At 74.1% G+C, this 24,035-nt stretch carries 21 protein-coding genes, 1 tRNA gene and 1 pseudogene; 8 read left to right on the forward strand and 15 right to left on the reverse strand.

The annotated features are described in order from the left end of the window. Positions 1-3: 3 nt before the first annotated feature. Positions 4-645: a toxin-antitoxin system, toxin component gene (locus tag AB0O53_RS12770; RefSeq protein ID WP_350992195.1), complete on the reverse strand. Its 642-nt coding sequence runs from the start codon at positions 643-645 to the stop codon at positions 4-6. After that, positions 642-1,667 carry a hypothetical protein gene (locus AB0O53_RS12775; protein WP_365195076.1) on the reverse strand — a complete coding sequence of 342 codons (1,026 nt, stop codon included), beginning with the start codon at positions 1,665-1,667 and terminating at the stop codon, positions 642-644. The genes AB0O53_RS12770 and AB0O53_RS12775 overlap by 4 nt, the downstream gene beginning before the upstream one ends. A gap of 258 nt (positions 1,668-1,925) precedes the next feature. On the opposite strand from AB0O53_RS12775, the gene AB0O53_RS12780 reads away from it, so the two are divergent. Continuing rightward, a complete protein-coding gene (locus AB0O53_RS12780) occupies positions 1,926-2,342 on the forward strand; it encodes a hypothetical protein (RefSeq protein ID WP_350992191.1) in 417 nt (138 codons plus the stop codon). Here AB0O53_RS12780 and AB0O53_RS12785 read toward each other — a convergent pair. Together AB0O53_RS12785 and AB0O53_RS12790 are read right to left on the reverse strand one after the other, a co-directional pair. Next, on the reverse strand, positions 2,328-3,122 hold the full coding sequence (locus tag AB0O53_RS12785) for a helix-turn-helix domain-containing protein (RefSeq protein ID WP_350992189.1): 795 nt from the start codon (positions 3,120-3,122) through the stop codon (positions 2,328-2,330). The two genes, AB0O53_RS12780 and AB0O53_RS12785, sit on opposite strands and share 15 nt — an antisense overlap. Positions 3,123-3,168: 46 nt before the next feature. Then, complete coding sequence (locus AB0O53_RS12790) at positions 3,169-4,980, reverse strand: hydroxysqualene dehydroxylase (RefSeq protein ID WP_350992187.1); 1,812 nt, start codon at positions 4,978-4,980, stop codon at positions 3,169-3,171. Between the two features lie 175 nt (positions 4,981-5,155). Here AB0O53_RS12790 and AB0O53_RS12795 point away from each other — a divergent pair, with 175 nt between their 5' ends. Continuing rightward, complete coding sequence (locus tag AB0O53_RS12795) at positions 5,156-5,461, forward strand: 4a-hydroxytetrahydrobiopterin dehydratase (protein WP_350992185.1); 306 nt, start codon at positions 5,156-5,158, stop codon at positions 5,459-5,461. 29 nt (positions 5,462-5,490) lie between these two features. Next, on the forward strand, positions 5,491-6,225 hold the full coding sequence (locus AB0O53_RS12800; protein WP_350992651.1) for a class I SAM-dependent methyltransferase: 735 nt from the start codon (positions 5,491-5,493) through the stop codon (positions 6,223-6,225). Positions 6,226-6,286: 61 nt separating this feature from the next. Here the strand turns inward: AB0O53_RS12800 and AB0O53_RS12805 are convergent, their stop codons facing one another. From AB0O53_RS12805 to AB0O53_RS12835, 7 genes are all read right to left on the reverse strand, one after another. Continuing rightward, complete coding sequence (locus AB0O53_RS12805; RefSeq protein WP_350992183.1) at positions 6,287-6,712, reverse strand: RICIN domain-containing protein; 426 nt, start codon at positions 6,710-6,712, stop codon at positions 6,287-6,289. Positions 6,713-6,722: 10 nt separating this feature from the next. Further along, positions 6,723-7,571: an aldo/keto reductase gene (locus AB0O53_RS12810; RefSeq protein ID WP_350992181.1), complete on the reverse strand. Its 849-nt coding sequence runs from the start codon at positions 7,569-7,571 to the stop codon at positions 6,723-6,725. A 134-nt stretch (positions 7,572-7,705) separates the two neighbouring features. Beyond that, positions 7,706-8,491 (reverse strand): ABC transporter ATP-binding protein, encoded by a 786-nt coding sequence (locus AB0O53_RS12815; protein ID WP_350992179.1) that lies wholly within the window; start codon positions 8,489-8,491, stop codon positions 7,706-7,708. Then, the gene (locus AB0O53_RS12820) at positions 8,488-11,256 is read right to left on the reverse strand and encodes an ABC transporter permease subunit (protein ID WP_350992177.1); all 2,769 of its coding nucleotides are present in this window, start codon (positions 11,254-11,256) and stop codon (positions 8,488-8,490) included. Before AB0O53_RS12820 ends, AB0O53_RS12815 begins: the two co-directional genes overlap by 4 nt. Before the next feature lie 9 nt (positions 11,257-11,265). Then, entirely contained in the window at positions 11,266-12,534 is a 1,269-nt protein-coding gene (locus AB0O53_RS12825; protein ID WP_350992175.1) for an ABC transporter substrate-binding protein, read from the reverse strand. Positions 12,535-12,658: 124 nt separating this feature from the next. After that, positions 12,659-14,482 (reverse strand): AMP-dependent synthetase/ligase, encoded by a 1,824-nt coding sequence (locus AB0O53_RS12830; protein ID WP_350992173.1) that lies wholly within the window; start codon positions 14,480-14,482, stop codon positions 12,659-12,661. Between the two features lie 330 nt (positions 14,483-14,812). Continuing rightward, positions 14,813-15,664, reverse strand: coding sequence for a LysR substrate-binding domain-containing protein (locus tag AB0O53_RS12835; RefSeq protein WP_350992171.1), 852 nt, complete (start codon positions 15,662-15,664; stop codon positions 14,813-14,815). A gap of 154 nt (positions 15,665-15,818) precedes the next feature. Between AB0O53_RS12835 and AB0O53_RS12840 the strand changes: the two genes are divergently transcribed. From AB0O53_RS12840 to AB0O53_RS12850, 3 genes are read left to right on the forward strand one after another with little or no spacing between them, the layout of a single operon-like run. Further along, positions 15,819-16,859, forward strand: coding sequence for a bile acid:sodium symporter family protein (locus AB0O53_RS12840; RefSeq protein ID WP_365195084.1), 1,041 nt, complete (start codon positions 15,819-15,821; stop codon positions 16,857-16,859). A gap of 9 nt (positions 16,860-16,868) precedes the next feature. Further along, a complete protein-coding gene (locus tag AB0O53_RS12845) occupies positions 16,869-17,300 on the forward strand; it encodes a (2Fe-2S) ferredoxin domain-containing protein (RefSeq protein ID WP_350992167.1) in 432 nt (143 codons plus the stop codon). A gap of 1 nt (position 17,301) precedes the next feature. Further along, on the forward strand, positions 17,302-17,760 hold the full coding sequence (locus tag AB0O53_RS12850; RefSeq protein ID WP_350992165.1) for a hypothetical protein: 459 nt from the start codon (positions 17,302-17,304) through the stop codon (positions 17,758-17,760). On the opposite strand, the gene fdhD is transcribed toward AB0O53_RS12850, so the two are convergent. Next, entirely contained in the window at positions 17,750-18,580 is an 831-nt protein-coding gene (fdhD, locus tag AB0O53_RS12855) for a formate dehydrogenase accessory sulfurtransferase FdhD (RefSeq protein ID WP_350992163.1), read from the reverse strand. The genes AB0O53_RS12850 and fdhD overlap by 11 nt on opposite strands. A 206-nt stretch (positions 18,581-18,786) precedes the next feature. On the opposite strand from fdhD, the gene AB0O53_RS12860 reads away from it, so the two are divergent. Then, a complete protein-coding gene (locus AB0O53_RS12860) occupies positions 18,787-19,728 on the forward strand; it encodes a beta-ketoacyl-ACP synthase III (protein WP_350992161.1) in 942 nt (313 codons plus the stop codon). Here AB0O53_RS12860 and AB0O53_RS12865 read toward each other — a convergent pair. Continuing rightward, the gene (locus tag AB0O53_RS12865; protein ID WP_365195088.1) at positions 19,715-20,914 is read right to left on the reverse strand and encodes a low temperature requirement protein A; all 1,200 of its coding nucleotides are present in this window, start codon (positions 20,912-20,914) and stop codon (positions 19,715-19,717) included. The genes AB0O53_RS12860 and AB0O53_RS12865 overlap by 14 nt on opposite strands. A 278-nt stretch (positions 20,915-21,192) precedes the next feature. Between AB0O53_RS12865 and AB0O53_RS12870 the strand changes: the two genes are divergently transcribed. Then, positions 21,193-21,277: transfer RNA gene (locus tag AB0O53_RS12870), tRNA-Leu, on the forward strand. 404 nt (positions 21,278-21,681) lie between these two features. On the opposite strand, the pseudogene AB0O53_RS12875 reads toward AB0O53_RS12870, so the two are convergent. Both AB0O53_RS12875 and AB0O53_RS12880 read right to left on the reverse strand, forming a co-directional pair. Next, positions 21,682-22,401: pseudogene (locus AB0O53_RS12875) on the reverse strand (IclR family transcriptional regulator domain-containing protein); the annotation flags it as partial. 800 nt (positions 22,402-23,201) lie between these two features. After that, positions 23,202-23,759 carry a sigma factor-like helix-turn-helix DNA-binding protein gene (locus AB0O53_RS12880; RefSeq protein ID WP_350992157.1) on the reverse strand — a complete coding sequence of 186 codons (558 nt, stop codon included), beginning with the start codon at positions 23,757-23,759 and terminating at the stop codon, positions 23,202-23,204. Positions 23,760-24,035: the final 276 nt, after the last annotated feature.

A 24,035-nucleotide genomic window follows, 5' to 3' on the forward strand; every position in this document is an offset into this window, starting at 1 on the left:
CTGTCAGGGCCGTGCTGAGGGCATCGGCGTGAGGGATGCGGCGACCGGCTGGTGCTGGTCACGGCGCGGCACGGGGCTTCCCCAGCCGAGTGAGGACTTGATGCGTTCGATCGCCTCGGGGAACTGCTGCTCCCGGGGCGACGGCAGGTAGGAGCGCAGGAGGGTGCCGAGGTGCAGGCCGAAGGTCTCGGCCCGGATCTCGGCGGGATCCCCCTGGTCGGCGCGTGCGGCCGCCTGCCGGACCACCGAGTCCAGTCCGGCGTCCGAGGCGAGCAGTTCGGCGAGGCGGCCGGGGCGTCCCTCGCCCGCCAGGCGGGCGGCCACCAGCATGCCCGGACCGACGCTGGAGCAGGTCCCCTCGTCCAGGTGCCACAGCTCGTGGCACGCGATGACGAGCTGGTGCTCGGGCCGGGTGTGCTGCTCGACGACGATCAGGTCGACGTCGTCGAGCTCCAGCCACAGTCCGCTGGCGGTGTCGGGCGGGAAGGAGGTGAAGTGGAAGTCCACCTTCCGATCGCCGCCGCGCCGCCGGGTGTAGGCGGCACACAGCGCCCCGATGATCTCCCCGACATCGGCCGGGGCCGTCAGGCGTGCGCCCTCCAGCAGTTCGGAGCCCAGCTTGCGCATGGCCCGTGTGGTCCTCATGGTGTTTCTCCCTCGGCGGCGGCGCCCTCGGTCGGCGCCCCGCCCTTCGTGCCCGGAACCCCGAGCTGCCCCTCGCGTGCGAGGAGGTCGTCCAAGTGGTCGGCCAGTGACTTCCAGCCCTGGGGCGAGAGTCGGCCGGCCCGCGTGACGATGCTGCGTACGTCGTGCGCACGCAGCACGGCCAACATCGGATTCTCGCGCGCCCGTTCCACGCACTCCAGTTCGCCCTCGATCAGCGCGAGCGCGGTGGCGAGCGCCTCGGTGTCGTCGGCCAGCAGAAAGCCGCCGTCGACCCCGTAGAAGCGCTGGATCCCGGCAGCCGCGGCGAGGTTCGGCATCCCCTCGCCCTGGGCGAGCCGGGTCAGCGACTGCCCCGACGCGTCGAAGGACCTGGCTATGGCCGTCAGCGAGTGCGCCTGGCCGTCGCCCCGCGGCCGGGTGCGCCTCAGGTGCTCGAACCGCTGGTGGACCTGCTCCTTCAGGGGGAGCCGGGGCGGCCTGCCGTCGAGGGTCTGCCGTACGGCCTGGGGCGTGATGCCGGTCAGGTACGAGAGGTGCTCCAGGTCCTCGCGGCCGTCCGAGACGGTGGTGGCCGAGAGGGCGAGGGCCCGTTCCACCGCGCTCTTGCTGTCGGCCAGCAGGAAACCCGCGTAGACGCCGAAGAAGCGCTGCACGCCGGCCGCATGCCCCATCCGCAGCAGCCCGGTGCCCGCGTTGAGCGGTCCCAGGGAGGCGCCGGGCGCGTCGAAGTCGTGGGCGATGGCGGCGAGCGGCCATTCCCGGCCGTGCTTGTCGCGGCGGGTCGCGCGCAGCAGCCGGAACCTCTCGTGCACGCGCAGCTCCAGCGGCACGTCGGCGGCCATGCCCGCGACCACGCAGGGGATGCGCCGGGGTTCGACGCCCGACAGATGGCTCAGCCGCGCCACCGCCAGCACCTGGCCGGGGTCCCGGCCGCACCGTTCCGCGAGTGCCCCGACGCGGCGCCAGATCGCGGCGAGGTCGGTTCGATCGGCGGCTCGCACCTGCGGAATCTCCATATGTCGACAAGGCGTTCGAGTGGATCGGGCTGCGTGAAGCCTAGCCCCCCACCTCCGGCCGAACCACGGGAACCCCAATGTTTCCTGCCGCCCACCTCAAAAACCGTTGGCATGACCTCGGAGGTAATCGACCGGCGGTCAGGGGGCGCGGCACAGTGGGGGCGTCGGGTTCCGGGGCCGCGCACTCGGTTCCGGGGCCCGGCCCCCACCTGGCCGTTCGACCTCGACGGAGGCTGATTCCCCATGTCCGCGACCCTGCTCGCCGGCTTCGCCCGTACCTCCGTGCCGCAGCTCGCGCTGCGTCGCTTCCTCGCCCTCGACGCCGTCGTCACCACCGGCAACGGCCTCGCCTACGTCGCCTTCTCCGCGCCGCTCGGGCGGCTGCTCGGGGTCGGGCAGGAGCTGCTCCTGGCCCTCGGTGTCGTGCTCGTGCTGTACGGCGCCGCCGTCGGGCTGCTGGCCTCGCGCAGCCGGCCCCCGGTGCTCGCCGTGAAGGCCGTCGTCGAGACCAACTACGCCTGGGCCGCCCTGAGCCTGGTGGCCCTCGCCGTGTGGTTCTCGCCGACCGTCGCCGGGACCGTGTGGATCCCGGCGCAGGCCCTGACCGTCGCCGGCTTCGCCGTGCTCCAGCAGCTGGCCCTGCGCTCAGTCGCCGAGTGAGCGCAGGTACTTCACCGTCGCCGGGTCGGCCGGGAGCATCGTCTCGATGGCCAGCTCGGCGACGGTCACGTCCATCGGCGTGTTGAAGGTCGCGATGGACGACACGAAGGACAGCAGGTGGCCGTCGTGCTCGATGACCAGCGGGAGCGCGATGTACGGGACGGGCTCCTCCGGTTCGCCGTCGCCCGGGCGGTCGGCCACCGGATAGGCGGAGACCTCCTCGTACAGGGCGCGCAGCGGCTCGGAGCGGGCCAGGGCGATCTGGCGCTCCATCTGCGCGAGCAGGTGCCCGCGCCACTCCCTGAGGTTGCGGATCCTCGGCGCCAGCCCCTCGGGGTGCAGGGTGATCCGCATCGCGTTCAGCGGCGGTGTCAGCAAGTGCTCCGGCAGACCGTCCAGCAGCATCAGGATGCCCCGGTTGGCGGCGACCACGTCGTACACCGCGTCCACGACCAGCGCCGGATAGGGCTCGTATCCGGTCAGCAGCCGCTCGATGCCCTCGCGCAGGGTCTCCATCGACGGGTCGTCCAGCGCGGTCTGCGCGTAGTGCGGGGCGTAACCCGCCGCCAGCAGGAGGGAGTTGCGCTCCCGCACCGGGACGTCGAGGCGGTCGGCGAGCCGCAGCAGCATCTCCTCGCTCGGCCGGGAGCGCCCCGTCTCGATGAAGCTGATGTGCCGGGACGAGGAGTCGGCGCGGCCCGCCAGCTCCAGCTGGCTGATGCCGCGCCGCTCCCGCCATGTGCGGAGCAGGGCGCCGACCGTGGGCGTCGAGGTGGTCATGGCCCCGACGGTAGCCGAGCCCGCCGGGCCGGGGACCCCGGCGCGATCAGCCGACATCGAAGACGTTGCGCAGGCCGAGGCGGTACCGCCACAGGTCGTGCCGCTTGGCGGACTCCATCTCCGGCGACCGGTACAGCGGCTGCACCGTGCACCGCCGCGCCGTCGAACCGTCCCGGTCCAGCAGGCTGTTGACGGCGGCGCGGGCCGAGGCGTTGGCGCCCTCCATCGTCGCGAGGTCGATGTCGACGGCGACGTAGTCCCCGCTGAGGAAGAAGTTCGGTACGCGCGTGCCCGCGCTCGGCCGGTTGCGCAGGGTCCCGACCGGGTGGATGAGGAGCTCGTCCTCGTTGGTGGGGTTCGGGGTGCCGAGCCCGTCCACTCCGGGGTCCAGGAACCACGAGTGCAGCTTCGAGTCGGACAGCGGGGTCCTGCCGGTGTCGTTCAGCGAGGCCTTGAGCTGGGCCCACACCTCGCGCGCCACCTCGTCGCGGGTGCACTGCTTGGCCGTCTTCCCGTACAGGATCCCCGGCTTGTCCCACTCGGAGATGTCCACCGACAGGCAGTCGACCGCCGCCCCGTCGCCGTAGTCGGCGGGGAAGTTCCGCGCCGGCCAGTGCTCGGCCTGCTGGATCGCCGTCAACGACCACGGCGAATCGATGCAGTTGAGGTGGCCGTGCACCAGCGGTGCCCGCTCCGTGAGGTAGAACTGGATGCCGGTCATCCAGTCGGTCCGCAGCCTGTCGCAGCGCCCCAGCATCGGGTCGGCGGCCCGCAGTCCCGCGCTCCAGGTGCGCCGGGCGTGCTCGACGGGCAGCGCGCTGACGTAGTGGTCGGCGGTCACGGTCTGCCGGGTGCCGTCCGGGCCCTCGACCGCGACCCCGCTGACCCGGCCGCTGCCGTACCGCACCTCCCGCACCGTCCAGCCGATCCTGAACTCCACCCCGAGGGAGCGCAGGTGGGCCTCCCACGGATCGATCCACGCCTCGTTGGTCGGCAGGTTGAGGATCCGGTCCGGCGGGCCGTCCGCCCCGCGGCCCAGCAGGTTGAAGACGAAGGCCTCGCCGAGGGTGCCGACCGTACGCGTGGACGCCTCCTCCGCCTTGGTCGCCACGATGTTGCGGGTGACGCCGACGGCCAGGATGCGCTGGTACTCGTTCGACATCCGCGCGGCCCGGGTGAACTCCCACCACGGGACGTCCTCCCAGACCTCGGTCCGCCGTTCGTCGCAGCTGGTGAGGAAGACGAGCACGCGGTCGACGAAGTACGCCGTCTCGTGCAGCGGCAGCCGCACCAGGGTCTGCAGGATGCCGGAGAGGGCGCGCCGCACCTCCTCGGGCGTCAGGGCGGCGGGGGAGTGGCCGGGCCAGGGGATGGGGCCGCGCAGGTCCTCGCGGCCCCCGGAGCGGGCGAACATCATCTCGGGCGGGGCCACCAGGTTGTCCCACACCCCGTTCGCGTTGCCCGCGAACGGGATGCGCCGCATGGTGTCGGGCAGGTTGTGGTAGATGCCCGGGATGAAGCGGAAGCCGTGCTCGGCGGGCAGCGGCCTGCGGCCGCCCCGGGCACTGCCCGGCACGTCCATGCTGCGGGCCTTGCCGCCGAGCGCCCGGCGCTCGTAGACGGTGACGGCGTAGCCGCGCTCGGCGAGCTCGTGCGCCGCGGTCAGGCCCGCCACCCCGCCGCCGAGGACGGCGACGCGCCGGCCGTTCGGCGCGGGCGGCGCGGCCTGCGCGGGCGGCGCCGCGGCGGCGGTCGCCGCGGATGCCGCGGGAGCCGCCAGGGCCGCCGCGGCCTGGGTAGACAGGGCGGCGCCCGTGCCCGCGATGAACGTACGCCTGGAACTCCCGGTGCCGGCCATGGCGAATGCCCCCTCGTTACCGCTGGTAACAGTCCGTCCGGCGCAGGAGCCTAGGGGGCGTGCGCCAGGGGCGGAAGGTGCAGAAGTACCCGAGCGCACTATGGCGCGAAAGGTTCGATCCGGCCTGCACTGTGGGAACCTTGACCACACGTCACGGGGAAAAGGAGCCGGGTGCATGCCGAGTGAACCGCTGTCGCAGAAGGAGATCGAGGACCGCCTGAGGGAACTCCCCGGCTGGGCCTTCGAGAACGACCGGATCATCCGTACCTACCGACTGGGCACGCACTTCGCGGCCAGCGCCCTGGTCTCCCACATCGCCTCCGTCCAGGAGGAGTTGAACCACCACTCCGACCTGACGCTCGGCTACAACACGGTGCGGCTCTCCGTGAACAGCCACGACGCCGGAGGCGTGGTGACGGAGAACGACTTCGCCCTCGCCGAGCGCGTAGAGTCCCTCGCCCCCGCCCACGGCGCGAGCTGATGACCACGCACATACCGACCGCGCGACCCCTGCTCGACTACGACGCGGAGGCCGAGTTCTACGACGCCTCCCGCGGCGGCACCCCGCGCGCCGAGGCCGCCGCCGCGGCCGTCCTCGGCCTCCTCCCGGCCGACGCGGGCACCCTCCTCGACCTCGGCTGCGGCACGGGCATCGTCACCGCCCGCCTCACGCGCCCCGGACTCCGCGTCCTGGGCGCCGACGCCTCCCACGGCATGGCCGCCGCCGCACTGCGCCGCGGCGTCCCCGTGGCCCTCGCCGACGCCGTCCGGCTGCCCGTGAGCACGGGCTCGCTGGACGCCGTCACTGCCGTGTGGCTGCTGCACCTGCTGCGGGAGCCCGGGCTGGTGCCGGCGGTCATCGCCGAGGCCGCCCGCGTCCTGCGGCCCGGCGGGGTCCTCATCGCCACCGTGGACAAGGACTCGGCCCACGACGTCGGCAGCGACATCGACGCCGTCTTCGCCGCGCACCTGACGCCGACCCCCTCGGACGCCTCCGGTGAGGTCGAGGCCCACGCGGCCCGGGCGGGCCTGCGCCCCGGCGGCGAGGCGTACTTCACCGGCCACGGCCAGGGCCGCACCCCGCGCGGCTCCGCCGAGGCGCTGCTCGCGGGACGGTACGCCTCGCGCATCGTCCCGCGCGGCATCACAGCACCGGAGCTGGCCGCCCGGCTGGAACTGCTGCCCGACCAGGACACCCCGCGTCCGGAGCCGACGTACCGGCTGCGGAGCTTCGTACGGGTGTGACGCGCGGGGCCGGTGCCGGACCGGGCCGGGGCGGCGCCGCGGCCCGGCACCCGGCCCGGTGCTACGCCGGCTCCAGCCGCCACCACTGGGACGGGGAGTCGGTGTCCTCGCCCTGCCGGACCCGGCCCTCCGCGTCGGCCTCCAGCGGCAGGCCGCTGATACAGGCGATCAAGGACACCACCCCCGGGGCGTCGAGGTGCTCCTCGACGATCCACTCCTGCGCGCCGAAGGCGTTGGCCCGCCACACCTGCACCCGGGCGCCGCTCTCCGTCGACGCGTTCGCCACGTCCAGGCGCCGCTCGTTGTCCTCGCTCACCACGTGGAAGATCCCGCCGCCGCTGTGCACCGGCGCGACCAGCCACCGGCGGGCGGCCGTCGGGGCCGGCGGCCCGTCCGGGCCGACCCGCACCCGCGAGGCGCCCTCCAGCTGGAGCACCAGCCCGCTGTCCACGTTGCGGATCCGGTAGGTCCCTTCGGGAAGGTTCACCCGGTCGTCCTCACACGTCGAATTCGGCCGGGTCCGGCCCGATCCGGCGGCCCGCCGCGCCCGCGCCCAGGGCGTCCAGCGCGGCCATCTGGGCGGCGTCCAGCTCGAAGCCGAAGACGTCCAGGTTCTCCCGGATGCGGGCGGGGGTCACGGACTTCGGGATCACGACGTTGCCGTGCTGGAGGTGCCAGCGCAGCACCACCTGCGCGGCGCTGCGGCCGTGCGCCTCGGCGACCGCGGTGACGGCCGGCAGCGTCAGGAGCTCCTTGCCCTGGCCCAGCGGGGACCAGGCCTCGGTGACGATGCCGCGCGCCGCGTGTTCGGCGCGCAGCGCGGCCTGCGGGTGCAGCGGGTGCAGCTCGACCTGGTTCACGGCCGGCACGAGGGCGCTCTCGGCGGCGATCCGGTCCAGGTCCTCGGTACGGAAGTTCGACACGCCGACCGCCTTGGCGCGGCCGCTCGCGGCGATCTCCTCGAAGGCCTTCCAGATGGCGACGAAGTCGTCGCGCATCGGGCGCGGCCAGTGGATCAGGTACAGGTCGACGTGGTCGAGGCCCAGCTTGGTGAGCGAGTCGTCGAAGGCGCGCATGACCTCGTCGCGGCCCCACGTCTGCTTCGGGCCGTTCCACAGCTTGGTGGTGACGAACAGTTCCTCGCGCGGCAGCCCGGAAGCGGCGACGGCCTTGCCCGTGCCCTTCTCGTTGCCGTAGATGGCGGCCGTGTCGATGCTGCGGTAACCGGCCTCCAGGGCGGTCCCCACGGCGTGCTCCGCCTCCGCGTCCGGCACCTGCCAGACACCGAAGCCGAGCTGGGGCATGAGCGTGCCGTTGTTGAGCTTGATGGCCGGGACCTGGTTCACGTCGGGTCGTTCCCTCACGTCGGCGCGTTGGTGCGCGGTGGGACAGCGTCGTACGAGGGGCGACAACCGGCCCCCCGTACGACGTATTCCCGCCACCCCGGCCGTGTCCCTCGGTCAGCCCCCGGGTACGCCCCTCAGGTGGCTCCGAGGTACGCCTCCCGCACCAGCGGGTCCGCCCGCACCTCGGCCGGCGTGCCCTCGGCCAGCACCGTTCCGAGGTCCAGGACGACGACCCGCGTGCAGAGGTCCATCACGAAGGCCACGTTGTGCTCGACCAGCAGCACCGCGCAGCCCTCCTCCTCCGCCAGCCGCCGCACCACCGCCGCGAGCCGCTCGCGCTCCGGCGCCGACATGCCGGACGCCGGTTCGTCCAGCAGCAGTACCCGCGGCGGATCGGCCACCGCGCGCGCCAGCTCGACCATCCGGGCCTGGCCGACCGGCAGAGCGCCCGCGTACGAGGACCCCAGCGCGCCGATCCCGCAGTCGGCCAGTACCCGCTCGCCGCGCACCCGCCGCTCCCGCTCCCGGGCGCGCCGGGCCGGGAGGGCGAGGAGGTCGGCGGCCGGCCCGCCCCCGCCGCCCCGCCACTCCTGTGCCACGAGCACGTTGTCGGCCACGCTGAGCTGTCCGAACAGCTGCCGGCGCTGGAACGTCCGGCGCATCCCGTGGCGGGCCCGCCAGACGGGGGAGCGGCGCGTGATGTCCACCCCGTCCAGCAGGACCCGGCCCCGGTCGGGCCTGCGGATCCCCGACAGGACGTCGAACAGCGTGGTCTTCCCGGCCCCGTTGGGGCCGATCAGGCCGCACACCTCGCCCGCCCGGATCCCGAGGTCCACCCCGCTCAGCGCCCTGACTCCGCCGAAGCGCACGCCGACGCCGCCCGCGTGGAGCACGTGGCCGTCCAGGTCCTCGCCGCTCATGTCCCCATCCCCAAGTAGGCCTCGGTGAGCCGGTCGGCCTCCACCTCGTCGCGCGGGCCGCACCAGGAGACCCGGCCCTGGGAGAGGTAGGCCACGGTGTCGGCGACGCCCAGGATCCCGGCGGCCTTCTCCTCCACCAGGAGCAGCGCGGTCCCGGCGTCGCGGAGCTCGGTGAGCAGCGCGTACACCTCCTGCACCACGCGCGGCGCCAGCCCGAGCGAGGGCTCGTCGGCGATCAGCACGGCGGGCGGCCGCTGCAGCAGCGGAGCCAGGGCCAGCATCTGCTGCTCCCCGCCGGACAGGGCGCCCGCGCTCACCCCGCGGCGCTCGGCGAGCCGCGGGAAGCGCTCGTAGACGGCGGCACGGGCGCCGGCCTCCGGCAGGTACAGGGCCAGGTTCTCCTCGATGGTCAGGGACGGGAAGATCCCCCGGCCCTCCGGGGCGAGCACCACGCCGGCCCGCGCCCGGCGCACGGCGCCGTCGCCCGTGGCGTCCCGCCCGGCCACGTACACCGCACCGGCGTCGGCCGGCAGCAGCCCGGCCGCGACCCGGCACGCGGTGCTCTTCCCGGCCCCGTTCGGCCCGAGCACGGCCAGGATCTCCCCGCGCCGCACGGTGAGATCGACCCCGTGCAGCACCAGACCCCCGTCGTACCCGGCGGTGACGCCGCGCAGTTCGAGCGCGGGCCCCGCGGGCCCCGCGGGCGCCCGGGTCCCCTCCGCCCCTGCGGGGTGCGAGGAGCGGGGTACGGGGAGCGGTCCCGGTGCGGGAACGGGCGGGGCCGGGGCGGGCGCCGGGGAGGGCGGGGCCGGGGCCGGGGAGGGCGGGGCCGGGGCCGGGGAGGGCCCCGCGGCGACCCGCGCCCGCCGCCGGGCCAGCCGGACCGGCACGGCCGCGCAGTACCCGTCGGGGTCGTTGGCGAGGGCCAGCCCGGCCAGGCCGAACAGGATCACCGGCAGGTGCGCGGACCCGGTCACGTAGTCGGACAGCAGCCGCGGGGCCACCGCGTACACCAGCCCCGCCACCACCGCGTACTGCGGCCGCCGCACACCCGCCGCGACCACGACCGCCAGCCACACCAGGCCCGTCATCGCCGTGAAGTCGGTCGCCGTGATCCGGGTGTTGTACGACGCGTACAGCACGCCCCCGAAACCGGCCAGTCCGGCGGACAGGGCGAACAGCAGCAGTTTCGTGCGCAGCACCGAGACCCCCGAGGCCGCGGCCGCCGCCGGAGCCGACCGTACGGCCAGCATGGCGCGCCCCGAGGGGGATGCGCGCAGCGCGCTCAGCCCCGCGGCCACCAGCGCGACGAGTACCACCAGGGCGACTCCCAGCGCGCGGTCGTCGGACAGGTCCACCGGCCCGAGGACGGGCCGCGGGATCGACCAGCCCGTGTCGCCGTTGCGCAGCCACCGCAGCTGGAAGAGCACCTGGTCGGCGAGGAACGCCAGGGCCAGCGTGGCCAGCGCCAGCGACCTGCCGCCGAGCCGGAGCGCCGGCAGGGCGACCAGCGCCCCCAGGAGCGCCGCCGCGCACGTGCCCACCGCCAGCGCGGCCGCGAAGGGCCAGCCCCGGCTCATCAGCAGGCCTGCCACGAGCGCCGCCCCCGTCACGAAGGTGCCCTGCGCGAGGGACACCATCGCCCCGAGCCCGGTCACCACCGTGAAGGACATGAACACCAGTGCCACGGCCAGCCCTTGGGCCAGCAGCCCGCTCCAGAAGGGTGTCGTCACGGTGTAGAACGCCGTGCACAGCAGCGCCGCGCCCGCCGCCCACACCCCCCACCGCCGCCCCCACGGGGCACCGGCCAGGTGGTCCACCGGCGGGGCGTCCGCGGCCGCGACCCCCGCGGTCCGGGCCCTGCGGGTCAGGACGAGCAGCCCGCCGAACAGGATCAGGAAGGGCACCGCCGTACGGAAGCCGGTGATGGACTCGGCGAAGGACGCGTACCCCGCGACCAGGTTCTGCAGGACCCCCAGCCCCAGCCCGCCCGCGAAGGCGAGCGGCACGGACGCGAACCGCCCGATGACCGCCGCTGTGGCCGAGACGAACAGGAACAGCGTGAAGTCGTGGGCGGAGAGCCCCAGCAGCGGCGTCGCCAGTACGCCCGCCAGCCCGGCCAGCGCCGAGGCGATCATCCAGGCCACCGACGACAGCCGGTCGGCGCTGATCCCGCGCAGCTCGGTCAGCGAGCGGTCGTCGACGGCCGCCCGCAGCCGCAGCCCGGTCCGCGTGTGCCGCATCAGCACCCACAGGGCCACCGCCACCAGCGCCGTGACCACCCAGGTGATCAACTGGTCAGAGTCGATGCCGACGCCCTCCGTGAGCTGCCAGGACGTCGCCGGACTCGGCCCGACGCCCGGCAGCCCGAACTGGTTCTCCGCCGGTTTCACCGGGACGCCCGCGTCCGCCAGCAGTTCGACCGCCCACAGCCCGGCGGCCGGCAGTGCCACCAGCAGCCCGATGGTCGCGACGATCTGCGCCGTCTCGCCGACCCGTGCGAGCCGCCGGAACATCAGCCGGTCCAGCCCCCAGCCCAGACCGGGGGCCAGGACGAAGACCACCAGCAGCGCCGCCGGGACGGCCGGCCAGCCCAGCCCCGAGTGCAGTTCGTAGAAGGTGAGCGCGCACAGGTAGGCGGTGGCCCCGTGCGCGAAGTTGAACAGCCCGGACGCCGAGTACGAGAGCACCAGCCCGGTGGCGAGCAGCGCGTACAGGGCGCCGGAGACCAGACCGCTCAGCACGAAGACGAGCAGATCCCCCATGCCGCGCCCCTACTTGAAGGGGATGGGCTCGTAGCACTTGAACGGGACGGAGACCTCGTACGCGCCGTTCTTCAGCTGTACGAGGGCCCCGCAGCCGAAGCTGTCCTTCTGCCCCTTGGGCAGCGCGCGGTCGCCGACGAGCGTGCCGGTGTCGGAGAAGCCCTGCGCGGCGGCCTGGAAGGACTCGACGGTCAGGTCCTTGCCGGCCTTCTGCGCGATGGACACGAACAGGTCGGCCGACATGTACCCGGTCAGCATGTGCATGTTGAGCGGCACGTCCTTGCCGCCCGCGGCCGCCCTGATGTCGGCCTTGAACTGCGCCATCTTCGGGTCGGCCGACTCGAAGGGCTGGAACTGCAGCAGGACGTGGACGCCGTCGAGGGCCTGCCGGGTGGCGTCCTGGGCGAGCAGCCCGGGGTCGTAGTCGGTGGGGTCGGAGAGCAGTCCCTTGTACCCGCTGCGCTTGAGCGCGGTGAAGAGCCCGATGTTGTTCGGGGTCTGCATGACGGAGACCACGGCGTCCGGGGCCTTGCCGCCGTTGCTGGAGAGGATCTCCTTCACGTACGCGGACCAGTCGCTCGGGACGGCGGTGCCCGGTACGGAGGCCTTGGCGTAGGAGACCTCGAACCCGGCGCTGGCGAAGCCCTGCTGGAAGGTCCGGATGCCGAACTTCCCGGCGTCGCTGTCGTTGGCGATGACCGCGACGGACTTGCCCCGGGCGCCGCCGAGGATCTGGCCGATGCCCTCGGGCCAGGTCTGGTTCAGGGTGCCGCCGGGGGTGGGGACCAGGCAGCCGTTGAAGCCGTAGATGTACGTGGGGCCGCAGAAGGAGGGCAGGGTGCCCCAGCCGAAGGTGGGCACCTTCTCCTGCTCCAGGAAGTCGGCGCCGGAGAAGGTCACGGAGCTCATGGGGGACACCGCGAAGACCTTGTCCTGCTGGACGAGCTTGCGGGCGGCGGCCATGTTCTTCGCGGGGTCCTGGCCGTCGTCCTCCGCACCCAGGTATTCGATCTTCCGGCCGTTGATCCCGCCCTCGGCGTTGGCTCTCAGGTAGCGGGCCCTGGCGCCGAGGTCGGTGTCCTTCTTGCTGTAGCCGCTGGCCGTGGTCATGGAGACGATGCCGCCGACCTTGATCGAGTCGGCGCTCACCCCGCGCGTGTTGCCGGGCGCGGCACCGGACGCGCCCGGAGAGGTGCCGTTGGTGGAGGCGGAGTTGCAGGCGGAGACGAGCGCGATGGCCGCCGCCGCGGCGGCCAAGGTGCGGATCGGTCGCAACATGTCGGGGATCCCCTCCGGTCGGAATCCCCGCATTCTGTGTGTGACCTGACGGATCGTCAATATCCATGGCGAAGTGAAGTGACGAACCGTCAGATGCCTTCCCCGTACGCTCCGGAGCGGCGGCTCACGTCCGGTAGAGCGCGGCGACCTCCTTCTCGTACGCCTTCTCGATCGCCCGGCGCTTGAGCTTCAGCGAGGGGGTCAGCAGCCCCCGCTCCTCCGTGAACTGCTCGCCCAGCACCCGGAAGGTGCGGATCGCCTCCGCCTGCGACACCAGGGTGTTCGCGGCCACCACCGCCCGGCGGACCTCCGCCGTCAGCTCCGGGTCGCTCACCAGGTCCGCGGCCGGCATCTGCGGTCTGCCGCGCATCGACAGCCAGTGCGCTATGCCCTCGGTGTCCAGGGTGAGCAGCGCCGCGATGTACGGCCGGTCGTTGCCCACCAGCACGCACTGGGCCACCAGCGGGTGCGAACGGACCCGCTCCTCCAGCGCCGCCGGGGCGACGCTCTTGCCGTTGGACGTCACCAGGATGTCCTTCTTGCGCCCGGTGATGGTCAGGTAGCCGTCCTCGTCCAGCCGCCCCAGGTCCCCGGTCGCCAGCCAGCCGCCCCGCAGCACCGCCTCCGTGGCGCGCGGGTCGCCCAGGTAGCCGGAGAAGATGTGCCCGCCGTGCAGCCAGACCTCCCCGTCGTCCGCGATGTGCACCGTGCTGCCCGGGATCGGCCGGCCCACCGTCCCGTACTTCGTCGCCTCCGGGGGGTTCGCCGTGGCGGCCGCGCAGGACTCGGTCAGCCCGTACCCCTCGAACACCGTGATCCCGGCCCCGTCGAAGAACAGCCCGAGCCGGCGCGACATCGCGGACCCGCCCGACATGGCGTACCGCACCTGCCCGCCCATCGCCTCGCGCACCTTGCCGTAGACGAGCTTCTCGAAGAGCTGGTGCTCCATCCGCAGCGCCGCCGACGGGCCGGGCCCGGTGCCGAAGGCCTTCTGCTCGCGCGCCTGCGCGTACCGCACGGCCGTCTCCACGGCCCGGTCGAAGGGCCCCGTGCGCCCCTCCGCCTCCGCCTTGCGGCGGGCGGCCGCGAAGACCTTCTCGAAGACGTACGGGACGCCGAGCACGAAGGTCGGCCGGAACGCCGCGAGGTCCGGCATCAGCTCGGCCGCCGCCAGCACCGGCTGGTGCCCGAGCTTGACCCGCGCCCGGACGGCCGCCACTTCCACCATCCGCCCGAAGACGTGGGCCAGCGGCAGGAAGAGCAGGGTCGACGGCCGCTCGCCCTGCCTGCCGCGGAACACCGACTCCCAGCGCGCCACCAGCGTGTCGGCCTCGTACATGAAGTTGGCGTGCGTGAGCACGCATCCCTTGGGCCGGCCGGTGGTCCCCGAGGTGTAGATCACGGTGGCCGTCGCATCGGGCGTCACCGCGCCGCGGTGGCGGTGCACGACGTCGTCGGCCACCGAACGGCCGTCGGCGACGAGCGCGTCCACGGCCCCGGCGTCCAGCTGCCACAGCCGTCCGAGGTGGGGGAGGCGGTCGATGACCGACCCCACCGTCATCGCCTGGTCCTCGTTCTCCACGACGCAGGCCGTGCAGTCGGTGTCGAAGAGGATCCAGTGCACCTGCTCGGTGGAGGACGTCGGGTAGACGGGGACGGGCTGGGCGCCGATCGCCCACAGGGCGAAGTCGAAGAGCGTGAACTCGTACCGGGTGCGCGACATGACGGCCACCCGGTCCCCGAAGCGCACCCCCTGGGCCAGCAGCCCCTTGGCGAGCGCCAGCACCTCCGCGGCCAGCTCGCCCGAGGTCACGTCCCGCCACACCCCGTCGGTCTTCCGCCCGAGGACCACCCGGTCCGGCTCCTCCCGGGCGTGCTGGAAGACGACGTCGGCCAGCCCGCCGACGGGCGCGCCCGTGACGATCGGTGGGACGGTGATCTCGCGCAAGTCCCCGCTCCTCTCCGCGCGCCGCGGTGAACGTACCTCAGCGCCCAGGGGGGTTGATCGACGTTCGGATACCTCCACAAGACCTCCCCAGTGATCACGCCGTTCACGCCGCTGACGTGCGGGTCAGAGGGCGCGGGCGGGACTGCGTGCGCCCGGCGGTGGCCCCCGTGCGCCGGGTGGCGGGCGGGTGCGCCGGGTGGCGCGCCGGGCGGTCCGGCGGCGGGGCGGTCCGGCGGCGGGGCGCGCCGGGCGGTCCGGTGCGTGCCCCGGGAACTGCCCGTCGGGGCGGCAGCCGGCCCACCGGTGCGGCGGGGCGCCGGTCCGCGGCGGTCAGCCGGTACGGGTGAGCCGGTCGGCCCCGGAGAGGACCGCCGCGGCCAGGGCCTCGGCCGCGGGCGACGCACGCGGCCCGCGCAGCAGCGCGAACTCCACCGGCCCCAGCTCCGGCAGCCCGCCGACCCGCACCAGGCCCGGCGGGATCAGCCCCCGCGCGTGCGCCATCACCCCCAGCCCGGCCCGGGCCGCCGCCACCAGCCCGCTCAGGCTGCCGCTCGTGCACGCGATCCGCCATGCCCGGCCGTCGCGTTCGAGCACCTCCAGGGCGCGCGCCCGGGTGATGCCCGGCGGCGGGAAGACGATCAGCGGAACCGGCCGCTCGGGATCCACCCGCAGCCCCTCCGCGCCGATCCACACCATGCGGTCCCGCCAGACCAGCCGCCCCCGCTCGTCCCCCGGCCCCCGCCGCTTCGCCAGCACCAGGTCGAGGCGCCCCGCGTCCAGCCGCTCGTGCAACGTGCCCGACAGCTCCACCGAGAGCTCCAGGTCCACCTCGGGGTGCTCGTGCCGGAAACCCTCCAGGATCTCCGGAAGCCGCGACAGCACGAAGTCCTCCGAGGCGCCGAACCGCAGCCGCCCCCGCAGCCGCGTCCCCGTGAAGAAGGCCGCCGCCCGCTCGTGCGCCTCCAGGATCGTCCGCGCGAAGCCCAGCATGGCCTCGCCGTCCTCCGTCAGCTCCACGCGGTGTGTGTCCCGCAGGAACAGCGGCCGCCCGGCCGCCTCCTCCAGCCGCCGCACGTGCTGGCTGACGGTGGACTGCCGCACGCCCAGACGCCCCGCGGCCTGCGTGAAGCTCAGCGTCTGGGCCACCGTGAGGAACGTCCGCAACTGCACCGGGTCGTACATCCCCCCATCCTAGGCCGATCATCGCGATCCGTGATGACAGTCAGAACGGTGTACGGGTTTCGCGATGAGCGCGGGGCCCCGACCATGAAGGGGCACCGTGAAGGGACGCAGAGCACGGTCCCCACCCGCCCCGACAGCAAGTGAGCACCCGCGCATGCGCCGCCCGCACCTCCCCGCCCGGCTCCCCCTGGACCCGTACGTCCTGGCCCTGCTCGGCACCGTCGGCCTCGCCGCCCTGTTCCCCGCCCGCGGCGCGGCCGCCACGGCCGCCGACGCCGCCGCCACCGCGGCCGTGGCCCTGCTCTTCTTCCTCTACGGCGCCCGGCTCTCCGCCCGCGAGGCGCTCGACGGACTGCGCCACTGGCGGCTGCACCTCACCGTGCTCGCCTGCACCTTCCTGCTCTTCCCCGTCCTCGGCCTGGCCCTGCGCGCCCTCGCCCCCGGCCTCCTGCCGCCCGCGTTCCAGAGCGGCCTGCTCTTCCTCTGCCTGGTCCCCTCGACCGTCCAGTCCTCCATCGCCTTCACCTCGATCGCCCGCGGCAACGTCCCCGCCGCGATCTGCGCCGGCTCCTTCTCCAGCCTCGCCGGCATCGTCCTCACCCCCCTGCTCGCGGCCGTCCTGCTCGGCGGCCGCACGGGCGGCTTCTCCCTCGACTCCCTCCTCAAGATCACCCTCCAACTCCTGCTGCCCTTCCTCCTGGGCCAGGCCCTGCGCCGCTGGGTCGGCGGCTTCCTCACCCGCCACAAGAAGACCCTCGGGTACGTCGACCGCGGCTCGATCCTGCTCGTCGTCTACGCCGCGTTCAGCGCGGGCATGGCCGCCGGCATCTGGCAGCAGGTGAGCCCGCTGCGCCTGGGCGCGCTGATGCTGCTGGAAGCCGTACTCCTCACGGTGATGCTGCTCGCCACGTGGTACGGCGCGGCCCGCCTCGGCTTCGGCCGCGAGGACCGCATCGCCATCCAGTTCGCCGGGTCGAAGAAGAGCCTGGCCGCCGGACTTCCCATGGCCAGCGTCCTGTTCGGGGCCCAGGCCGGCCTCGCCGTGCTCCCGCTGATGCTCTTCCACCAGATGCAGCTGATGGTCTGCGCGGCCCTCGCCCGCCGCCGCGCCCAGGACCCCCGGCCCGAACTGCCCGCCGACCATGTGGCGGAGGTCTCCCGCCCGTCCCAACAGGTGGCTCCCCAGGGCCGGTAACGTGCGGTGGTGACCTGGATACGCCCGCTCGGCGCCCACGCCGAACGCCCCTGCACCCTGGTGGTCTGCCGCGGCTGCTGCTGCGGCGACCCCCGCAAGAACCCCGGCTCCGACCACGCCGGCCAGCTCGCCCGGCTGCGCGAGGCCGCGGCCGCCTCCGGGGGCCGCCTGGCCGTCCGTACGAGCGACTGCCTCGGCCCCTGCGCCCAGGCCAACGTCATCGTGGTCCAGCCCACCAGCGAGGCCCGCCGCCGCGGCGCCCGCGCGGTGTGGTTCGGCTGGGCCCTCGACGACACCGCCACGGACGAGATCATCGCCTGGGCCGAATCCGGCGGCCCGGGCTCCACCCCGCTCCCGGCCACCCTGGACCTCCACCGCATCGACCCGCCCGCCCCGAAGCCGGCGGCCGACGCCGGCCGCCGCGCCCGCCGCAGGCGCTGAGGTGCAGAACCTCGCTCGCGCGGTGCTCGTGCTGTTCGGCCTGCTGGTCCTGGTGACCGCGTACCTGGCCTTCTCGATCGAGGGCGACAGGCCCTCCGCGCCCCTGACGGCGCAGGACGTCACCGGTACCTGGCACGGGGACCGGGGAGCCCGGCTGGAGGTGACGGCCGACGGCCGGGCGCGCCTCACGGACGCCTCGGACTGGACGTGCAACCCGGCCGGGCAGCCGGCCGCGCTCACCGCGGAGGGCAGCTGGATCATGGCTCGGCATTCCGACGAGAGCCCGGGGATCCTGATCAGGTTCACCGTCGACGGGACGCCCCCGGCACCGGGCTGCTCCGACTGGTTCACCGTCCACGGAACCGGCAAGGGAGGCACGACCGGCGACGGCAGCGACGTGTGGGCCAGGTTCCTCGGCCACGGCGGCAAGGAGCGCTACCGGCTCGCCCCTACAGGGTGATCCGCTCCTCGCCCGCGTAGATGTTCATGTCCGGGCCCCGCAGGAAGCCGACCAGCGTCATGCCCGACTCCAGCGCCAGGTCCACCGCCAGCGAGGACGGCGCGGAGACCGCCGCCAGCACCGGGATGCCCGCCATCACGGCCTTCTGCGCCAGCTCGAAGGAGGCCCGGCCCGACACCAGCAGGACCGAGCCCGTCAGCGGGAGCCGTCCCGCCTGGAGCGCCCGGCCGACGATCTTGTCCACCGCGTTGTGCCGACCCACGTCCTCCCGCAGGTCGAGCAGTTCGCCGTCCGCCGTGAACAGACCGGCCGCGTGCAGGCCGCCCGTACGGTCGAAGACCTTCTGGGCCGCGCGCAGCCGGTCCGGGAGCCCGGTGAGGACCTCGGCCGGCACCCGTACCGGATCGGAGGCGACGACCCCGGGGAAGCGGCTCGCCGTCCGGACCGCGTCCAGACTGGCCTTCCCGCACAGCCCGCAGGACGAGGTGGTGTAGACGTTCCGCTCCAGCGTGATGTCCGGCACCGGGACCCCGGCGGCCAGCTGCACGTTCACCACGTTGTAGGTGTTGGAGCCGTCCTCCGTCGCCCCCTCGCAGTAGGTGACCGCCCGGACGTCGGACGCCGCGCCGAGCACGCCCTCGCTCACCAGGAAGCCCACGGCCAGGGCGAAGTCGTCACCCGGCGTGCGCATCGTGATGGCCAGCGGCCGGCCGTTCAGCCGGATCTCCAGCGGCTCCTCGGCCACCAGCGTGTCCGGGCGGACACCCGCCCCGCCGTTCCGGATCCGGACGACGCGACGACGTTCGGTGACCCTTCCCATGGTGATCAGCCCACCCCTTCTGTTTCTCGCCGATGCCCGACGTACTCATTCTCGCGGTTCCGCATCCGACCTGGTCCCGGGCAGGGAGCTCCTCGGGAAGCTCCAAAATCAGGGGCCGGAATCCTGTCGGGTCACACGCACCCGTACCCACCGGTAGCAGGCAAAGCTGGGTGATCCTGACTTGCCTACGAGGGGGGACCCCGCCCATGACCGGTTCACGCGTGGTGGCGCTAGGGCACTACCAGCCCGCGAAAGTGCTCACCAACGAGGACCTCGCGGCCATGGTCGACACCACCGACGAGTGGATCCGTTCCCGCGTCGGCATCCGCACCCGCCACATCGCGGGCCCGGACGAGCCGGTCGACGAGCTGGCCTACCACGCGGCCGGCAAGGCCCTGGCCGGCGCGGGCCTGACCCCGGACGACATCGACCTCGTCCTCGTCGCCACCTCCACCGCGATCGACCGCTCGCCCAACATGGCCGCGCGCGTCGCCGCCAAGCTGGGCATGGGCGGCAGCCCCGCCGTCATGGACATCAACGTCGTCTGCTCGGGCTTCACCCACGCCCTGGCCACGGCCGACCACGCCATCCGGGCCGGGTCCGCGACCCGCGCGCTGGTCATCGGCGCCGACAAGATGGCCGAGATCACCGACTGGTCCGACCGGACCACTTGCGTCCTCACCGGCGACGGAGCGGGCGCGGCCGTCGTCGAGGCCTGCGAGGAGCCGGGCATCGGCCCCGTGCTGTGGGGCTCGGTGCCGGAGATGGGCAACGCGGTCCGCATCGAGGGCTCACCGCCGGTCTTCGCCCAGGAGGGCCAGTCCGTCTACCGCTGGACCACCAGCCAGCTCCCGCCGCTCGCCCGCAAGGTGTGCGAGAAGTCCGGCGTCACCCCCGAGGAGCTGGCCGCGGTCGTCCTGCACCAGGCGAACCTGCGCATCATCGAACCGCTCGCCGCCAAGATCGGCGCCGTCAACGCCGTCGTCGCCCGCGACGTCGTCGAGTCCGGCAACACCTCGGCCGCCAGCATCCCCATGGCCCTGTCGAAGCTGGTCCAGCGCGGCGAGATCCCCTCCGGCGCCCCGGTCCTCCTCTTCGGCTTCGGCGGCAACCTCTCCTACGCGGGCCAGGTCATCAGCTGCCCGTGACGCTCTCGGCGGCGGTTCCCCGCGCCCGCGCGGCGGGGGAGCGGCCGCCCTCGGCGACCACCGCCCCGACCAGGACGACTGCCAGGGCCACCAGCTGGCCGGCTCCCGTCCAGCCGGTCCCCACGGGCACGGTGGCGAGCGCGAGCACCAGGGCCGCCGCGCGGTAGCGGGCCGGCCCGAGGCCCAGCACCCCCCGGAAGACCAGGTTCCCGGCGAGATAGAGGGCGACCCCGCCCGCCAGCGCCACCGCGGGGCCGGTGTGCAGGTGCTCGCCGAGGTGCCCGATCGTCTTCTTCACACCGGCCGCGAAGACCGCGATGCCCAGCAGCACGGGCAGGAAGGCGTAGTAGTACGCGGTCATCGCCAGCTTGAAACGCCGCTCCGGCGGGGTCTGCGCGAAGACCTCCTCGGCCCGGCCCTCGTCGCGCACGAAGTACATCCACCACATCGCGGACGCGATGGTGAGGGCCAGGAAGGCGCCGCCCGCGATACCGGCCGACAGGGGCAGCGAACCCACCCCGATGCCGATCGCGATCACCGACTCGCCGAACACGATGATCAGCAGCAGGCCGTGCCGCTCCACCAGGTGCGCCGCGTTCATCCCGCCGAGACGGTCGCCGACCGTCTGCTCGGCCGCCTCCGCCTCCGCCTCCGCCTCCGCCTGAGCCCCGGCCCCGCTCGCCGCGACCCGCTGCACGACCACCGGCGTCGCGAACTGCAGCAGCAGCGCCAGCAGCCACAGCCCCCAGGCCGGCAGCCCGTCGAAGAGCCCGGCGGCCGTCACCGCCAGCGCGCACAGCACGTTGGGCAGCGCGAACCACAGCACCCCGCGGCCGTGCGCCTGGGTGAACAGCGCGCCGTGCACCAGCACGACCAGCAGGTACCCCAGCCCGAAGGCCACGCCGCCCGCCCCGAAGGCGGTGGGCACGGCCAGCGCGCACACCATGAACGCGCCCATGGCCAGCATCAGCAGCACGCGCCGGACGGTCCGGTCCGGCGGCACCTGGTTCGTCAGGTGCGCGTACCCCCCGTACATCCAGAACAGCACGGTGAAGATGAGCACCACCTGCCCCGCGCCCCGCGGCGTCAGGTCGTCCGCCAGCAGCACCGTCAACTGCGTGATGGTGAAGACGAAGACGAGGTCGAAGAACAGCTCCAGCGTGCTGACGCGGTGCTCGGTTTCCATGCGCGGCTCCCCCCGGACGTGTGCGCAGCCATCCGACCGCCCGGCGCCGCCGCTGTCCACCCCGTTGCCGATATCCGGGGACCGGACCGTCCCGCCCGCCCCGGGGCCGCCCGCACCCCGCTCGCGGCGAGACGCCCCGCCCCGCCGCGCCCTCCGCGGCATGCCCGCAGGTCAGCCCGGCGTGGCGGACCGCCCACCGCCCGGATAAGTGGTCGGAGACCCGCCGATCCTTTGCTATTGTTGTCCATGTCGCCGCGGGAAACCGGGGCCGACCACCGGTCCGGGTGGCGGAATGGCAGACGCGCTAGCTTGAGGTGCTAGTGCCCTTTATCGGGCGTGGGGGTTCAAGTCCCCCCTCGGACACAAGCAAGAGCCCCACACATCGTGTGGGGCTCTTCTGTTTGTCCGCCTCCTGCCTCCCGCATGACCTCCGCCGGGACCCTTCACGTGCCCAGGACCACCAGGCCCGTCGGGCGGGTCAGGCTGCCCGGGGCCACCGACGTGAAGGTGTGGGGGAGGGACAGGCGCGGGGTGGCGCCGTCCGCGGCGGCTTCGAAGAGGTAGGCCGCCCCGGAGGTGGTGTCGCTGACCAGGTGCGGGCCCGGGCCCTGCGCCCCCGCCGCGGCCTCGGCGAGCGGGGTCGGGAAGAGCAGCCGGAGGTGGCGCAGGGTCTCCGGGGTGACCGGGGCCCGCATCGGCTCCGGCTCGGGCCGGCCCTGCCCGGGGCCGGGTTCCGCGGCCGGCGCCTCCGGGGGGATCGCGCCCGTCAGGAGCAGGGCCAGGAGCACCGGCACGGCCTTGCGGCGCAGTGCCTCGGTGGCCCGGCGCAGCCGGTGGGCGTGGCTCGCGGGCAGCGACAGCGCCAGACTCCCCGCGGCTCCGCCCGCGGAGATGGGAACGGCCGAGCAGACGACCTCCGGGGCGTACTCCAGCAGGTCGAAGACGGGTGCGCCCGGAGCCACCGCGTCCAGTGCGGTGAACAGGGCCCGGCTGTCGGTGATGGTCTGCGCGGTGAGCCGGGCGGGCCGGTGCCTGGCCACGTGGTCCGCGCGGCGGCCGTGGTCGAGCTGCGTCAGCAGGCACTTGCCGACCGCGCTGGCGTGCGCGGCGTCCCGGAAGTCGACCCATTCCCGCACCGGCGGGGTCGCCGGCCCGGCCGCCATCTGCGTGATGTGGACCTCGCCCCCCGCGTACCGGCTGAGGTACACCGCGGCGCCCGCGCTGTCCCGGGCCAGGGCCAGCGTGCGCTGGAGCTGCCCGGCCAGTCCGTGGCCGCCGGGGGCGGCGAGCCGGTCCAGGGCCGGGCCGCGCCCGTACACCCCCGCCCCCGGCCGGTACGCGTACTCCTCCTCGCACAGCATCGCCAGGAGCGGTCGCAGCTCCGCCTCCGCGAGGCCCGACTCGCGCGCGAGCTGGCCGACTCGGACCCCCAGCGGATGCCGCTCCAGGACGCGTACGACAGCCAGCGCGCGGCGGGCCTCCGCCAGCGCCTCGCCCGTACCGCCCTGTACGACGGTCCCGCGCGCCGCGGCCGTCAGCGCCGGGTGGCGCAGCGGGCCCGCGGCCGGCCGGCCCCCGGCCGCCGGGGCGACGGCCGGCGCGGGGACGGGCGGCGGGTGGAACGCGCCCAGCGCCTGAGACAGTCCGGTCCGGGGCAACGGCACGGGCCCCAGGTCCGGATCCTCCGTCTGGTCCACGTAGCGCAGGACGGCGGCCTGGGCGCACAGCCGGATCTCCCGCAGGTCCCGGCGTCCGCTCGGCCGGAACCCGCGGCGGCCCAGCTCCCGAGCCCAGTGCCGGGCGTCGTGGTGCTCGCCGCGCCGGGAGTGGTCGAGGAAGAGGCAGTAGGCGGCGGCGGCCGCCCGCGCGCTGCCGGAGGCCGCGGCGAACTGCCACCAGAACCGGGCGCCTTCGCGCATCCCGGAGAGGTGCAGCAGGCAGCCGAACACGACCGCGCCCGCCAGGTCGGTGCGCAGACCGGTGAAGGCTTCCAGGTGCGCGGCGGCGTCCGGTGCGCACACGGAGTCCAGGCAGATCGCCTTGAGGTCGCGCCGGGCCCGTTCGGCGTCGAGCGGGCGGTCCCGGACCGGGTCGCTCCAGGCGTGGGCCGCCCGGCGCCGGGCGCGGTGCGGGACGTGCGCGTGCGGGGTGGTGCGCAGCAGCCGGGCCTCGGCCGCGCCGAGGTCGTAGTGGCGGTAGCGGTCGCGGACGCCCGCCCGGGCGAGGAACTCGGCCAGGGAGCGGGGCGCCGGGTCGCCGTCGGGCCGCTCCAGGCGGTCGAGGCGCCTCATGATCCGGCTGGTTCGGCCGGATCCGCCGGATCGGCGGAGGTGTCGAGCAGCCGGGCGAGGCGCCGGTGGGCCTGCCCGAGCTGGGAGCGGACCGTGGCCTCGTCGACGCCCATCACGGAGGCGGCCTCACCTGGGGTGCACTGGAGCCCGTACCGCAGGAGCACGGCGTCGCGCTGGCGCTCGGCGAGCCGGGAGACGGCGGAGTAGAAGCGGATGGTGTCGGTCAGCACCTCGTACTGGTCGGCGTGCGCCTCCTTCAGGGCCGCCTCGAACGCGCTGATGTCCATCGGCTCCGGCTCGGGCTGCCAGGGGTGGGGCCGGTGCCGGCGGTCGACCAGGCAGTGCTTGAGGACCGTCCACGCGTAGGCGTCCAACCGGTCCATGTGGAGCATCCGCAGCCAGTCGCCCATGATCGAGTCGAACGTGGCGTCCACCGCCGCCTCGGCCGCCGCGTCCGAGCCCAGCTGCAGGTAGGCGAAGCGCATGTACGCGGGGCGCCGGTTGGCGTGGAAGGCCCAGTACGACAGGCGTGCCGTCGGGTCCCACTGGCTCATGGGAGTCGGCCGCCGACGCCGGCTCGGCAGCCCCACCGCCCCACCGGACTCCTCCGGTCCGCCATCGCTCACTGCTCCACCTCATCCCCTGGTGCGCAGAACAGGAAAGCAGTGAGGGCGCACTCGGAGGGCGCAGAGAAGAAACCTGGGAAGCATTGCGTCGCGGATGATCGAACCGTGATCGGTCCCGATCGTGCGAGGCGTCAGCCAGCACGTATGCATATGCCGCCTGCCGGTGCCGCCGTATCACGGGTCGGTCCTCCGGTCCGGCGCACC

The sequence above is a fragment of the Streptomyces erythrochromogenes genome (assembly GCF_040684695.1).
In the GTDB taxonomy this organism is placed as follows: Bacteria; Actinomycetota; Actinomycetes; order Streptomycetales; family Streptomycetaceae; genus Streptomyces; species Streptomyces erythrochromogenes_C.

Excerpts from the sequence above, each read along its gene's own strand:
- AB0O53_RS12770 (WP_350992195.1), bottom strand. The coding sequence starts at position 645 with ATGAGGACCACACGGGCCATGCGCAAGCTGGGCTCCGAACTGCTGGAG.
- AB0O53_RS12780 (WP_350992191.1), top strand. The coding sequence starts at position 1,926 with ATGTCCGCGACCCTGCTCGCCGGCTTCGCCCGTACCTCCGTGCCGCAG.
- AB0O53_RS12785 (WP_350992189.1), bottom strand. The coding sequence starts at position 3,122 with ATGACCACCTCGACGCCCACGGTCGGCGCCCTGCTCCGCACATGGCGG.
- AB0O53_RS12790 (WP_350992187.1), bottom strand. The coding sequence starts at position 4,980 with ATGGCCGGCACCGGGAGTTCCAGGCGTACGTTCATCGCGGGCACGGGC.
- AB0O53_RS12795 (WP_350992185.1), top strand. The coding sequence starts at position 5,156 with ATGCCGAGTGAACCGCTGTCGCAGAAGGAGATCGAGGACCGCCTGAGG.
- AB0O53_RS12815 (WP_350992179.1), bottom strand. The coding sequence starts at position 8,491 with ATGAGCGGCGAGGACCTGGACGGCCACGTGCTCCACGCGGGCGGCGTC.
- AB0O53_RS12820 (WP_350992177.1), bottom strand. The coding sequence starts at position 11,256 with ATGGGGGATCTGCTCGTCTTCGTGCTGAGCGGTCTGGTCTCCGGCGCC.
- AB0O53_RS12825 (WP_350992175.1), bottom strand. The coding sequence starts at position 12,534 with ATGTTGCGACCGATCCGCACCTTGGCCGCCGCGGCGGCGGCCATCGCG.
- AB0O53_RS12835 (WP_350992171.1), bottom strand. The coding sequence starts at position 15,664 with ATGTACGACCCGGTGCAGTTGCGGACGTTCCTCACGGTGGCCCAGACG.
- AB0O53_RS12840 (WP_365195084.1), top strand. The coding sequence starts at position 15,819 with ATGCGCCGCCCGCACCTCCCCGCCCGGCTCCCCCTGGACCCGTACGTC.
- fdhD (WP_350992163.1), bottom strand. The coding sequence starts at position 18,580 with ATGGGAAGGGTCACCGAACGTCGTCGCGTCGTCCGGATCCGGAACGGC.
- AB0O53_RS12860 (WP_350992161.1), top strand. The coding sequence starts at position 18,787 with ATGACCGGTTCACGCGTGGTGGCGCTAGGGCACTACCAGCCCGCGAAA.
- AB0O53_RS12865 (WP_365195088.1), bottom strand. The coding sequence starts at position 20,914 with ATGGAAACCGAGCACCGCGTCAGCACGCTGGAGCTGTTCTTCGACCTC.
- AB0O53_RS12880 (WP_350992157.1), bottom strand. The coding sequence starts at position 23,759 with ATGAGCCAGTGGGACCCGACGGCACGCCTGTCGTACTGGGCCTTCCAC.